Origin of the sequence: Streptomyces rapamycinicus NRRL 5491, from assembly GCF_024298965.1 — a bacterium.
Lineage (GTDB): Bacteria > Actinomycetota > Actinomycetes > Streptomycetales > Streptomycetaceae > Streptomyces > Streptomyces rapamycinicus.
The window spans coordinates 11925479-11938382 of record NZ_CP085193.1; the positions used below are offsets into that span (position 1 = coordinate 11925479).

The window sequence follows — 12904 nt, forward strand, 5'->3', positions numbered from 1 at the left end:
CCGCGAGGCCGTCGACGAGCGCGGTCAGTTCCTCGCTCGTCAGCGGGTCGAGGGGGATACGGGTGGTCATCGGTCCTCCGTTCCGCGGATGGTCTCCGGCAGCTCCTCCGCGAGCCGTGGCGTGGCCGCGACCACACCCGACCAGCGGCGGGTGAGGTCGGGGTCGATCTCCAGCGGGCGGCCGCGCACATCGATCACCGCGCCGCCCGCCGCGGGGACGGTGACCATCGCGGCCGCCAGGTCCACGATCCGGTGGGTGTCGGATCCGGCGTCCGCGAACGCGTCCGTGGACTTCTCGGTCACCAGCACCGCTTCCAGGCAACTCGTGGACAGGATGCGGATCCTGGCCGCCCGCGTCGCCACCCGCCACCACGCGTCGGCGATCTGCGGCTGCGGCCGCAGCAGACTCACCGCCGCGCCGTCCAGCTCCGTACGGCCGTTCGTGCGGTACGGCGACGGCTGACCCGCCACCGTGTGCCAGCAGCGCCCGGTGTCCAGCCAGGAGGTCAGCGCCTCGGTCGGCACACCGTCCACCGCGATCACACCCGCGAAGGCGGACAGCGGGACACCCGAGGCGGCGTTCGCCGTGCCGTCCACCGGGTCGGTGACCAGCGTGATAGCGGATCCGTTGTCGATGCTGCCCAGTTCCTCGCTGAGCAGATTGATCCGGTGGGCGTTCACCACCTCGGCGATCGCGGTGTCCACCAGGATGTCCAGCCGCATCGTGGGCGTTCCGTCCGCGCCCGTCTGTACCTTCTCGGCCCGCGGCCGGACTGCGCCTCGGCGTCGAGCACCGCGGCGGCCAGCGCGGCCGCGCGGTCGTCCCCGAGGCGCATGGCCCAGCCGCGGTGGCCGGCGAGCTCGACCTCGGCCCGGCAGGCCAGGACGTCACCGAGCAGGAAGCGCTGCTCCAGGACCGGCTCGCGGACCTGCGCGGTCACGCAGCCGACATCGGGCCCCACCAGCACCCGTACCGGCGCGCCATCGGCGATGCAGGCACACTCGGCCAGCTCGGCGGACAACCGCTCCGCGATCTCCAGATACCTGGTCGCACTCACACCGGGAACTGTGATCGGCCCACTCGTCCGGACAACCTGCCGACGGCCAACGAGTCCGAACCGGGAACGTGAACAACCGGGACAGTCGTTTCGCGATTCGATCGGACGGTACCGGCGCCCGCCCCGGCCACCGGTCGGGGCCGGCACGGGGGGCCGTACGCTCGGTCCGACGGAGAATGTGTGGTCAGCCGGGTGAAGGAACACCAGCCCGCGGTCGGAGGAGCGATGTCAGGCGCATGTTGTGCCCCCACGTCCGGGGGCGGCGAGGAGATTCCCGAAGTGTCCGCCATGCGGGCGCGGGCCCCGGAGCGGGACCGGGCGCAGGGGCTGCGGGCCATGCTGCGCATCCCCGGAGGGACGTTTTCGATGGGGGGCGACGACGCCGACGCGTTTCCCGAGGACGGTGAGGGCCCGGTCCGGCAGGTGCGGCTGTCACCGTTCCTCATCGACGCGACGACCGTCACCAACAGGCAGTTCGCGGCGTTCACGCGCAGCAGCGGCTACCGGACCGACGCCGAGCGCCACGGCTGGTCCTTCGTGTTCTACGCACTCGTCCACCCCGACGCCCGGCGCATGGTGCGCGACGGCACGGTGGCGCAGGCGCCCTGGTGGCTCGCGGTCGACGGGGCGTGCTGGCGGGCCCCCTACGGGCCGGGATCGTCCTGGACCGAGCTGTCGAACCACCCCGTCGTCCACGTCTCCTGGCGCGACGCGTCCGCCTACGCGGCGTGGGCGGGCAAACGCCTGCCCATGGAGGCGGAGTGGGAGATGGCGGCGCGTGGCGGTCTGGAGCGCGCCCGCTACCCCTGGGGGGATGAGCTCCTGCCTCGGGGGCAGCACCGCTGCAATATTTGGCAGGGGCAGTTTCCGCAGGTCAACACCGGTGAGGACGGGTATCTGGGAACCGCGCCGGTCAAGACCTACCGAGCCAACAACTTCGGCCTGTACAACACATCCGGCAATGTCTGGGAATGGTGCTCCGACTGGTGGAGCACCACATGGCAGGTGGCCGACCGCCCGGAGACCCGCCGGGACCCGGCCGGACCTCCCACCGGGGAGGCGAAGGTGATCCGCGGCGGCTCCTATCTGTGCCACGCGTCGTACTGCAACCGCTACCGCGTCGCCGCGCGCACGTCCAACACACCGGACAGCAGCACCGGCCACATGGGATTCCGCTGCGCGGCGGATCTGCCCCCGTCACCCTGACGGATCGCTGACCGAGCACTGACGGACCGCCCTCGACCGCCTCCGCCCTCAGGGGGCGGGGTCGCGGCGGGACGGTGCGGCGATCGGCCCTGTTGAGGGGCGGGTCGGCAGGCGAACCGCCGCCCGGCGAGGGACGCACAGACACGGGGCGGCGGTGGTCGACACATGGTTGACACCGGGGAATGAGCAGGCCAAACTTGCACTCAACCTACTGGTAAGACCAGTTAACTGGAGTCTTCTACGGGACGGCCTGTCGGCCGCGTCAAGTCTTCGGACTCCGCCTGTCCGACCGCCGCGCCGCCCAGCAGATGTCATGAGTGCGGACCGCTGCCGGCACAGCGCACGTTCGAACCTCCATGCAAAGGAGCGTCCTGGATGACCAACGCCTCTCCGTGTCCGCCGTCCGCGAACGGTACTTTCCAAGGCAAGATCGGCACGACCTACGAGGAGTCCACCCCGTGGTGGCCCGATCAGCAGGCGCCCCCCGAGGGCACGCCCAATGTCGTGGTGATCGTGCTCGACGACGTCGGCTTCTCCGACCTCGGCTGCTTCGGCTCGGACATCGACACCCCGGCCATGGACGCCCTCGCCACCGGCGGCCTTCGCTACGCGAACTTCCACACCACCACGCTGTGCTCGCCGACCCGTGCTTCCCTGCTGACCGGCCGGAACCACCACTCCGTCGGTATGCGCATGCTGTCCAACTTCGACACCGGCTTCCCCAGCGGCCGCGGACAGATCAGCAAGTCCGCCGCGATACTGCCCGAGGTGCTGCGCGACGCCGGCTTCAACACCATGGCCGTGGGCAAGTGGCACCTGGCGCCGATGGAGCAGACCACCGCCTCCGGGCCGTACACCCAGTGGCCGCTGTCCCGCGGGTTCGAGCGTTACTACGGATTCCTGGAAGCCGAGACGGACAGTTTCTATCCGGAGCTGTTCCACGACAACCACGCCGTGGATCCGCCGAAGAGCCCGGAAGAGGGCTATCACCTCAGTGAGGACATCGTCGACCGGGCGATCGAATTCGTCAGGGACCAGACTTCGGTCACTCCGGAGAAACCCTTCTTCATGTACATGGCGTTCGGTGCGGCGCACGCCCCGCACCAGGCCCCCCAGGAATACCTGGAGAAGTACCGGGGCCGGTTCGACCACGGCTGGGACGCCGAGCGCGCCACCCGGCACGCCCGCCAGATCGAACGGGGCATCCTGCCGGAGGGCACCGAACTGGCGCCGCACAACCCCGGGGTCCTTCCCTGGGACGAGTTGCCGGACGACGAGAAGAAGCTGTCCGCACGCCTCCAGGAAGCCTACGCGGCGATGGTCGACCACACCGACCACCACATCGGCCGCTTCATGGAGTTCCTGGAGCAGATAGGCCGGATGGAGAACACCATCACCATCCTGCTCTCGGACAACGGGGCCAGCCAGGAAGGCGGGCAGAAGGGTTCGCTCAACCCCACCGCATATCAGAACGGTTTGCCCGAGGACTTCGAGGAGATGCTCGCGCGGATCGATGAGATCGGCACCACACGCTCTCATGCCAACTACCCCTGGGGCTGGGCACAGGCGGGCAACACGCCGTTCAAGCGCTACAAGCAGAACACCCACGAAGGCGGTGTCCGCTGCCCGCTCATCGTGCAGTGGCCCCGGGGGCTGCCGCGTACCGGCGAGATCAGGCAGCAGTTCCACCATGTCACCGACATCGCCCCGACCCTTTTCGAACTGCTCGGTCTGGAAGCTCCCGCGGTCTACAACGGCATCCCGCAAATGCCGATCCACGGTGTGAGCATGGGTTACACCTTCGACTCGCCGACCGCGCCGACGCGCAAGGAAGCCCAGCACTTCGAGATGTTCGGGCACCGCGCGATCTGGCACGACGGCTGGAAGGCCGTCGCCTACCACGAACGCGGAACGTCCTTCGACGCGGACCAGTGGGAGCTCTACCACCACGACACCGACTTCTCGGAATGCAACGACCTGGCGCAGGCGCGACCCGAGCAACTACAGAAGATGATTTCCCGCTTCTGGGTGGAAGCAGGAAAATACGATGTGCTGCCGCTGGACGACCAGGGATTCGCCCCCCGGGCGAAGATTCCGCGTCCCGGCTCTCCGCGCAAGCGCACCACCTTCACCTACTACCCCGGCATGGCCCATCTGCCCGGTGCCGCGGTACCACCGGTGATGAACCGCGCACACCGCATCACCGCGTTCGTCGACCGGGCCACCGCGTCGGACGAAGGTGTCCTGGTGTCCCTGGGCAACATCAGCAGCGGATACGTCCTGTACGTCAAGGACAACCGGCTGGTCTACGAGTACAACTTCCTCGGCACCCGGTACACGGTGACCTCGGAGGAAGAACTCCCGACCGGCCCGGCGGAGCTGACCTTCGAATTCGTCAAGACCGGTGACATGCAGGGCGTTGGACACCTGTACGTGTCCGGAAGGCCGGTCGGCGAAGAGGTCATTCCGCGGGTCCTCCCGCACTTCTTCGGATGGCAGGGCCTCGACGTCGGCCGGGACACCCTGTCGCCCTCCTCACCGAGCTATGACGGCGAATTCGCGTTCACCGGAAAGTTCGAGAAGCTCGTCTTCACGGTCGCGCCGGACGAGGAGGGCGAGACACCCTTCGAGCGAATCGACTGATTCGCCCCCGCTCACCTCCTCCAGTTCCAGCCATCCAAAGGAGCAGCGATGACACTTGCGCCACTTTCCCTCGACGCGGTCAGGCGAGCCGCGGAGAACGCCGGGCTCACGATGGACGACGACGAGCTTCGGATGATGCTCACCCTCGGACAGGGCGCGCTCCGGGCGTGCGAGCGGCTGGATGAGGTGAGCGGCCACCAACCGCCGGTCCGCTACCCCAGGGCGGGTTCGCAGCGGCCGGACGCGAAGGACAATCCGCTGAACGCGTGGGCGGTCCGCTGCGATGTGCGAGGGGCCGCCACCGGGCGGCTGGCGGGCCGGACCGTGGCGCTGAAGGACATGATCCCGGTGGCCGGCGTTCCGATGGGCGGTGGGTCCCAGCTGCTGCGGGGACACACACCCTCCTACGACGCGACCATCGTCACCCGGGTACTTGACGCCGGCGGCCGGATCACCGGCATCGGGACGACAGAAGACCTGTGCCTGTCGGGCGCGAGCGTCTCCTCCGCCGACGGGTTCGTCCGCAACCCGTGGGACACCTCCCGGTCCGCCGGAGGCTCCTCCAGCGGCGTCGCGGCACTGGTCGCCAGTGGTGCCTGTGACATCGGAATCGGCGCCGACCAGGGCGGTTCGATCCGGATCCCGGCCGCGCAGTGCGGTATCTACGGGCTGAAGCCCACCTACGGCCTGGTGCCGTACACCGGCTGCCTGCCGATTGATCCCAGCGTCGACCACGTCGGGCCGATGGCGAGGACCGCCCGGGACCTCGCGGCGCTGCTCGAAGTGATCGCGGGTTTCGACGGCGGTCTCGACCCGCGCCAGCGGTCGCAGACCACCGTACCGGCCTACGGCGAAATGCTGGGGGATTCGCTGCGAGGGCTGCGCGTGGGCGTGCTCGCGGAGGGATTCACCGCCGATGAAGCGCAGAGCGCCGTTGATGAGACCGTACGGGCGCGCGTGGCGCTGCTGGCCTCGCTCGGTGCCGAGATCGTCGACGTCTCGGCGCCGCTGCACTCCTACGCGATGGACATCCATTCCTCGGTGCTGCTCCAGGGCGGGGCGCAGTTCATGCTGAAGGGCAACGGGATCGGGCTGCCCGGCAAGGGTTTCTACGACGCCGAGGTGGCGTTGGCGGCGGCCCGCGGCCGGGCGCTCCACTCCGATCTGCTGTTCGCCAGCGTCAAATACGCGGCGACCGTCGGCGGTTACCTGTGGGATGTCTACGGCGGCCACTACTACGCCAAGGCGCAGAACCTGGCGATACGCCTGCGTCAGCAGTACGACCAGCTGCTCGAGGACGTCGACGTCCTCGTCCTGCCCACCGTCCGCACCACAGCGCCGCCGCTGCCCGATGCCGACGCCTCGGTGGTCGAGCTGACCGAACTGGCCCTCGACCCCGAACTCATCGCCAACACCTGTGCGTTCAACCACACCGGGCACCCCGCGTTGAACGTCCCCGCCGGTCTGGTCGACGGTCTGCCGGTCGGCATGATGCTCGCGGGCCGCCACGGTGATGACGGGTCGCTCATCCGCGCGGCGCACGCACTGGAGCTGAACCACGGTCTGGCCGACGTTCCGCCCGGGCGAGCCGCGGACAGCGCCGACGCCCCGCTCGCCCGAACCTGACGCCACGACCCCCGGGGCAGCCGCTACGGGAGGGGAACCATCACCACACCGCCGCCGGCCACCGCGATCCTCGCGGTGGCCGGCGGCGGTGTGGGTGGAATCGCCGTCGAAGCCGGAGGCCTCACGGCCGAACAGGTGCGGTCGCGCGTTGCTGAGCCGCTGCGCGCCGTCGTCGACCGTGGGCCTGGGCCGTCAAAAGGAAGCTCTGCCCTTCGAAGGGCAGAGCTTCCTTTTGACGGCTTCCGGCTCTCTTCCGGGGTGAACCGCGCCGGATCGGCGGAACAAGGACCCGCCGGCGCCCGGTCAGCTGGGCGGCGTGAAGCGTCCGTCGATCGCCGTCCAGCCTCCGTCCACGAAGAGCTGGCTCCCCGTGACGAAGGAAGACGCGTCAGAGGCGAGGTAGACGACGGCGCCGGCCAGCTCGTCGGCCCGGGACCAGCGGCCCAGGGCGCTCTTGCTGGCGTACGCGTCCGACCACTCCGGCACCGCCCGGATCTGCGCGGTCAGCGGGGTGTCCACGACACCCGGGGCGATGGTGTTCACCCGCACACCCGACGGGCCCAGCTCGGCCGCAGCGGTCCGCAGCAGCTGGACGAGCCCGGCCTTCGTGGCCGCGTACACCCCCTGCCCCGGCTCGACGGCCACCGCGCGGATCGAGCTGAAGCCGATGATGCTTCCCCCGCCACGCTCGGCCATGCCCCGGCCGAACGCCCGCACCAGGTCGAAGGACGCGCGCAGATTGAGCGCCACGACCCGCTCGAATTCCTCCGTCGTGTAGTCGAGCAGGGGCTTGCGCACGTTCGTCGCGGCGGTGAAGACGAGCACGTCGACGGGGCCGATCTCCTCGGCGGCACGCGCGACCGCCTCACCGTCGAGCACGTCGAGGGCGTACGCGGCAAGATCCGGCCCCATCGACGCCGACTCCTCGGCCGCCGTCAGATCGCGGTCGGCGCACACCACCGTGGCGCCGTGTGCGGCGAGGGCCAGGGCGCTCTCGCGGCCGATTCCGCTGCCCGCGCCCACCACGACGGCCTTGCGGCCGTCGAGCCTGAACAGGCGGGAGTAAGCGTCCAGCGCATCGGTGTGGTCCTGTGCTTGCAAGGTGGTCCTCACGGCTTCTTTGTGGTCGGGCGAATCACTGCCATACGGGTGACGGTGAGCTCTTCGATGGCGAACCTCGGGCCCTCCCGTCCGGCCCCGGAGTCCTTCACACCGCCGTACGGCATGACATCGGACCGGAATCCGGGAACCTCGTTGATGACCACTCCGCCCACCTCCAGGCGGTCGAGAGCGGCGAACGCGGTGTCGAGGGCGCTGGTGTAGACGCTCGCGTGGAGTCCGTAGCGCGAGTCGTTGACCAGGTCGAGGGCGGTGTCCAGGTCGGGGACGGACCGCACCGCGACCACGGGGCCGAAGACCTCCTCGTCCCACACGGGGAGGGCACGGTCCACGTCGACGAGCACGGTGGGCTCGATCACCCCGTCGGCGACCCCGCCTCCGGCCACCAGGGACGCACCCGCCTCCACCGCCTGCTCCACCCATGCGCACACGCGCTCGGTCGACCGCTTGTCGATGAGTGCCGAGACTCTCGTCGCCGGGTCGCGGGGGTCGCCCACGGTCACCTGGGCCACTCGTTCCGTCAGGCGGGCCACGAACTCCTCCCGCACCGAGTCCACCACGATGACCCGCTGCACGCTGATGCACGCCTGGCCGGACCCGTAGTACCCGCCGCGCACCACCGCGTCGGCGGCGGCGTCGAGGTCGGCGTCGGCGGCCACCACCAGGGCGGCGTTGGAGCCGAGTTCGAGCAGGACCTTGGTGGGTGCCGCGTCCCGGGCGATCTGGTGGCCCACGGCGGCGGATCCGGTGAAGGACACCGCCCCGATCCGGCGGTCGGTGGTCAGCGCGACGCCCACCTCGGGGCCCCCGGTCACCAGCTGGACGGCGGCCTGCGGCGCGCCGGCGGTGCGCAGTGCCTCGCGGAGGAGGTGCACCAGCCACAGGGTGGCCAGCGGGGTCTGCGGGGCGGGCTTGGCGATGATCGGGCAGCCGGCGGCCAGCGAGGGCGCGACCTTGTGCGCGGCGAGCAGCAGTGGGTAGTTGAAGCCCGCGATGCCCACCACCACGCCGATCGGCTTGCGGGTCCAGAACCCGAGCAGCCCCTCGCCCGACGGCAGCAGGTCCAGCGGCACGGTTTCCCCGTGCAGCCGGGCCACTTCCTCGGCCGCCGTCAGCAGTGTCAGCAGGGTGCGGTCCACCTCGACCCGGCAGTCGACCAGCGGCTTTCCGGTCTCCAGGACCAGCAGCCGCTCGAAGTCCGCGCGTCGGGAGGCGATGGCCTCGTGCGTGGCGAGCAGTGCCGCCCTGCGGGTGTGCGAGGGCAGCCGCCCGACCTGTTCGCGGACCGCGAAGGCCGCGTCCAGGGCCTGGCGGGCGAGACCGGTGTCCCCGACGGGGGCACGGGCGACGAGCGTCCCGTCGTAGGGGAAACGGACGTCCTCGGTGGCGGGTGCCTCGACCCAGTGGTCGCCGATGGGCAGACCTTCGGGAAACTCCCTCACCACGGGGGATTCGTCGACGGCGGGTTTGACATGGGTGGTCACGGTCGCTACTCCCGGTTGAGGTCGGCCGCCGACACTCCGGACAGTGCCCTGTCCAGAGTCGGAGCGGCGGCGATCAGCCTGCGTGTGTAGGAATGCTGTGGGTCCTCGTACACCTGCTCAGTGGACCCGGTCTCCACGATCTGCCCGGCGTGCATGACCGCGACCCGGTCGCACACATGGCGGACCACGGACAGATCGTGGGAGACGAAGACCAGCGTGAGGGACAGCTCGTCGACGAGGTCGGCGATGAGGTTGAGCACCTGGGCCCGTACGGACACGTCCAGGGCGCTCACCGGCTCATCGGCCACGATGATCTTCGGACGGGGGGCGAGGGCGCGCGCGATCGAGATGCGCTGCCGCTGGCCACCGGAGAACTGGTGCGGATACCGGTTCGCCGCGTCGGCCCGCAGGCCGACGGCCTCGAGCAACTCGGCCACCCGCTCCTTGCGGTTCCGGTGCCCCTGCGCGACGAGTGGCTCGGCCACGATGTCGCCGACGCGCATCCGCGGGTCCAGCGCACTCATCGGGTCCTGGAACACGAGTTGGAGCCGCTCGCGGACGAACCGCAGTTGTCTTTCCCGGAGCCCGGTGATGTCCCGGCCGTCGATCGCGACGCTGCCGCTGGTGGGTTGGTCGAGTCCGGCGAGGATCCGCAGCAGGGTCGACTTGCCGCACCCCGACTCGCCGACGATGCCGAACCGTTGCCCCTGGGGGACGGCGAAGCTGACGCCACGCAGGGCGTGCACCGGCGGGCTGGGGCGGCGCAGCGAGGCACGGGGCCGCCGGTAGTCGCGTGTGACGTCGCGGACGCTGATGGCGTCCACCGGGCCGGTCCGCGGCCCGGGCGCGAGGGGGGCGCTGGTGGGCTGCTCAGCCACGGCCGGCCTCCTGGTTCGTAGGTATGGCGGTCCCGCGTGCGCCGCTCTCGGCTACCGGATGGAAGCAGGCGTAGCCGGAGTCCGGTCCGGTCGGCACCCAGTCCGGCCGGGTGGCGCATGCCTCGGTCGCGTGAGCACACCTGTTTCTGAACACGCATCCGGCGGGGAACCGGCCCGCCGGCGGAACCGATCCGGGAATCGTGGCCAGCCGGCCGCGGTCGTCGACGGCGGTCAGGTCCGACGCGCCGATCAGACCCCGGGTGTAGCGGTGCCGGGGGCGCGTGAATACCTCCTGGACCGGCCCGGACTCGACCACCCGCCCGCCGTACATGACCATGACCCGCTCGCAGGCGGTGGCCACCACGGCCAAGTCGTGGGTGATGAAGAGCATGGCCGACCTGCGGTCCTGGACGCCCCGCACGATCAGGTCGAGCACCCGCGCCTGCACCGTGACGTCGAGCGCGGTGGTCGGTTCGTCGCAGACCAGGAGCGCGGGGTCGTTCGCGAGGGCGATGGCCAGCACCACCCGCTGCCGCTGGCCTCCGGAGAACTGGTGCGGATAGGCGTCCACGGCGGCCGCGGGATCGGGGAGCCCCACCTGGGCGAGCAGGTCCACGGCGGCGGCCCGGGCGGACGCGCGGTCGGGCCTGGTCCGGTGGACCAGCAGCACCTCGGCGATCTGCCGCCCGACCTTCATCGTGGGGTTCAGGGCGGTCATGGGCTCCTGGAAGACCATGGCGATCTCCTTGCCCCGCACCCGGGACATCCGCGCCTCATCGGCGCCCACCAGGTCGTGGCCGACTCCGGCGAGCCGCACCGAACCCGTGGCCCGGAGCCCCTCGGGGAGCAGGCCCATGACGCTCAGTGCGGTCAGCGACTTGCCCGACCCCGACTCACCGATCAGGCCGACCCGTTCGCCGGCCCGGATGGTGAAGTCGACATCTTCGACGAGCTTGCGGCCGCCCACCGTGACGCCGAGGTTCCGAACGGTCAGTACATCATCGGGTCGGTCGGGGGAGCCCTGTCCGGAAGCCGATGCCGTGTCAGGTGCCGGGGTCATCGGTGGTCCTCCAGCTTGGGGTCGAAACGGTCGCGCAGGCCGTCGCCGAGCAGATTGAATCCGAGCACCACCACCGCGATCGCGATGCCCGGAAACACGGCGAGCCGGGGGGCGACCGACAGCATCTCCTGGCTCTCCTGGAGCATCCGGCCCCAGGACGGTGTGGGGGGCGGGGTTCCGAAGCCCAGGAAGGACAGTGCGGCTTCGGCGAGTACGGCGATGGCGAAACCGACCGACGCCTGCACGATGACGAGACTGCTGACGTTGGGCAGGACGTGCCGCAGGCCGATCGAGAACGGCCCGCGGCCCGCCGCGCGCGCGGCGACCACGTATTCGGCGTTCATGACCTGCAGCGTGCCGCCGCGGATCAACCGGGCGTAATGGGGTATGGACGCGATGCCGATGGCGACCATCGCGACCAGTGTGCTGGCGCCGTACACGGCGGCGAACATGATTGCCAACAGGAGCGCAGGGAAGGCGAGAAGCAGGTCGTTGCCGCGCATCAGCAGCTCACCGACCCAGCCGGGCGCCATTCCGGCGACGATACCGAGGGGCACGCCGATCAGGGCGGCGACCCCCACCGCCACGAAGCCCACGAACAGTGTGGTGCGCGAGCCCATCAGGATCTGGCTGAACACATCACGGCCGAATTTGTCCGTGCCGAACCAGTACTCCAGCGACGGCTTCTCCAGCCGTGCCGAGGGGTTCACCAGAGTGGGGTCGTGCGGGGTCCACACGAAGGACAGCAGCGCCAGGCCGAACACGACCATGACGATGAAACCGCCCACCAGGAGACTGCCCGTCATCGGGCGGCGCCGTCGGCGGTCGTCGGGCGCGGCGGCCGCGGCGGCCGCTTCCGTGTCCAGAACAGTCATGACGCACCTCCCCTGAGCCGCGGGTCGATCATCAGATAGATCATGTCCACCAAGAAGTTCACGAGCAGCACCGCCATAGCGATGATCATGACCACGTCCTGCACCACGATGAGGTCCCGGTTGGAGACGCTGTCCAGCAGCAGGCTCCCGAGCCCGGGGATGACGAAGACCCGTTCGATGACGACGGCGCCCACCAGCAGCGTGGCGAGCTGCAACGCCAGGACGGTGACCACGGGCACCGCCGCGTTCCGCAGGCCGTGCCGCACCAGCGCCTGCATCGGGCGAAGTCCCTTGGCGCGAGCGGTGCGCAGGTAGTCCTCCCGGAGGACATCGAGCACAGCGCTGCGGATATAGCGGGTGAGTACTGCCCCCTGCACCATCCCGAGGGACAGCACGGGCAGCACCAGCTGTTTGAGGAACAGGACCGGATCCTGCACCGGGGGTGTCCAGCCGTTCGCCGGAAGCCACCCGAGCCCCACCGCGAACACGGTGATCAGGAGGATGCCCGCGAGGAAGGCCGGGACGGCCACGCCGGCTTGGGACAGGGCCGAGAGAATGAGCCCGGAGGGCCTGCGGTGCCGGACGGCCATGAGGATGCCCATGGGGACCGCCAGGATGCAGGCGAGCACCATGCCGGCGCCGACGAGCCACAGGGTGACCTGGAGGCGGTCGGCGATCTGTGGGCCGATCTCCGTGTGGGAGATGTAGGAGGTGCCCGGGTCGAAGGTCACCAGTCCGTGTACCCAGCTGAGGTACTGGGTCACGAACGGCCGGTCGAGCCCGAACTGCTCGCGAAGCTGCGCCACCGCCCCTTCCGACGCGCTGGTGCCGAGGGCGACGCGGGCCGGATCCCCTGGCAGCACCGCCATGAACGCGAACACCAGCACGGAGCTCACGACAAGGCTGACCAGGAGGACCGCGATCCGCTGGACTAGACGGACGATCATCGGTTGAG

The 12904-nt window shown here is 70.1% G+C and carries 11 protein-coding genes; 3 read left to right on the plus strand and 8 right to left on the minus strand.

From position 1 onward, the window contains the following. Positions 1-66: 66 nt before the first annotated feature. Together LIV37_RS49065 and LIV37_RS49070 are read right to left on the minus strand one after the other, a co-directional pair. The gene (locus LIV37_RS49065; protein WP_020874537.1) at positions 67-723 is read right to left on the minus strand and encodes an inositol monophosphatase family protein; all 657 of its coding nucleotides are present in this window, start codon (positions 721-723) and stop codon (positions 67-69) included. Continuing rightward, positions 678-1058 carry a phosphonate C-P lyase system protein PhnG gene (locus LIV37_RS49070; RefSeq protein ID WP_020874538.1) on the minus strand — a complete coding sequence of 127 codons (381 nt, stop codon included), beginning with the start codon at positions 1056-1058 and terminating at the stop codon, positions 678-680. Before LIV37_RS49070 ends, LIV37_RS49065 begins: the two co-directional genes overlap by 46 nt. Positions 1059-1283: 225 nt before the next feature. Here LIV37_RS49070 and LIV37_RS49075 point away from each other — a divergent pair, with 225 nt between their 5' ends. The 3 genes from LIV37_RS49075 (at position 1284) to LIV37_RS49085 (ending at position 6533) form a co-directional block, all read left to right on the plus strand. Then, positions 1284-2264 (plus strand): formylglycine-generating enzyme family protein, encoded by a 981-nt coding sequence (locus LIV37_RS49075; protein ID WP_121826692.1) that lies wholly within the window; start codon positions 1284-1286, stop codon positions 2262-2264. Positions 2265-2639: 375 nt separating this feature from the next. After that, positions 2640-4907, plus strand: a complete 2268-nt coding sequence (locus tag LIV37_RS49080) for an arylsulfatase (RefSeq protein ID WP_020874540.1) — start codon at positions 2640-2642, stop codon at positions 4905-4907. Between the two features lie 48 nt (positions 4908-4955). Continuing rightward, positions 4956-6533 (plus strand): amidase, encoded by a 1578-nt coding sequence (locus tag LIV37_RS49085; RefSeq protein WP_020874541.1) that lies wholly within the window; start codon positions 4956-4958, stop codon positions 6531-6533. A 303-nt stretch (positions 6534-6836) separates the two neighbouring features. On the opposite strand, the gene LIV37_RS49090 is transcribed toward LIV37_RS49085, so the two are convergent. From LIV37_RS49090 to LIV37_RS49115, 6 genes are read right to left on the minus strand one after another with little or no spacing between them, the layout of a single operon-like run. After that, the gene (locus LIV37_RS49090) at positions 6837-7634 is read right to left on the minus strand and encodes an SDR family NAD(P)-dependent oxidoreductase (RefSeq protein ID WP_020874542.1); all 798 of its coding nucleotides are present in this window, start codon (positions 7632-7634) and stop codon (positions 6837-6839) included. A gap of 8 nt (positions 7635-7642) precedes the next feature. Beyond that, positions 7643-9136 (minus strand): aldehyde dehydrogenase family protein, encoded by a 1494-nt coding sequence (locus LIV37_RS49095; RefSeq protein ID WP_020874543.1) that lies wholly within the window; start codon positions 9134-9136, stop codon positions 7643-7645. A 5-nt stretch (positions 9137-9141) separates the two neighbouring features. Beyond that, the gene (locus LIV37_RS49100) at positions 9142-10014 is read right to left on the minus strand and encodes an ATP-binding cassette domain-containing protein (RefSeq protein ID WP_020874544.1); all 873 of its coding nucleotides are present in this window, start codon (positions 10012-10014) and stop codon (positions 9142-9144) included. Next, positions 10007-11074, minus strand: coding sequence for an ABC transporter ATP-binding protein (locus tag LIV37_RS49105; protein WP_020874545.1), 1068 nt, complete (start codon positions 11072-11074; stop codon positions 10007-10009). Before LIV37_RS49105 ends, LIV37_RS49100 begins: the two co-directional genes overlap by 8 nt. Further along, on the minus strand, positions 11071-11949 hold the full coding sequence (locus tag LIV37_RS49110; protein WP_020874546.1) for an ABC transporter permease: 879 nt from the start codon (positions 11947-11949) through the stop codon (positions 11071-11073). The genes LIV37_RS49105 and LIV37_RS49110 overlap by 4 nt, the downstream gene beginning before the upstream one ends. Then, positions 11946-12896: an ABC transporter permease gene (locus tag LIV37_RS49115; RefSeq protein ID WP_020874547.1), complete on the minus strand. Its 951-nt coding sequence runs from the start codon at positions 12894-12896 to the stop codon at positions 11946-11948. The genes LIV37_RS49110 and LIV37_RS49115 overlap by 4 nt, the downstream gene beginning before the upstream one ends. Positions 12897-12904: the final 8 nt, after the last annotated feature.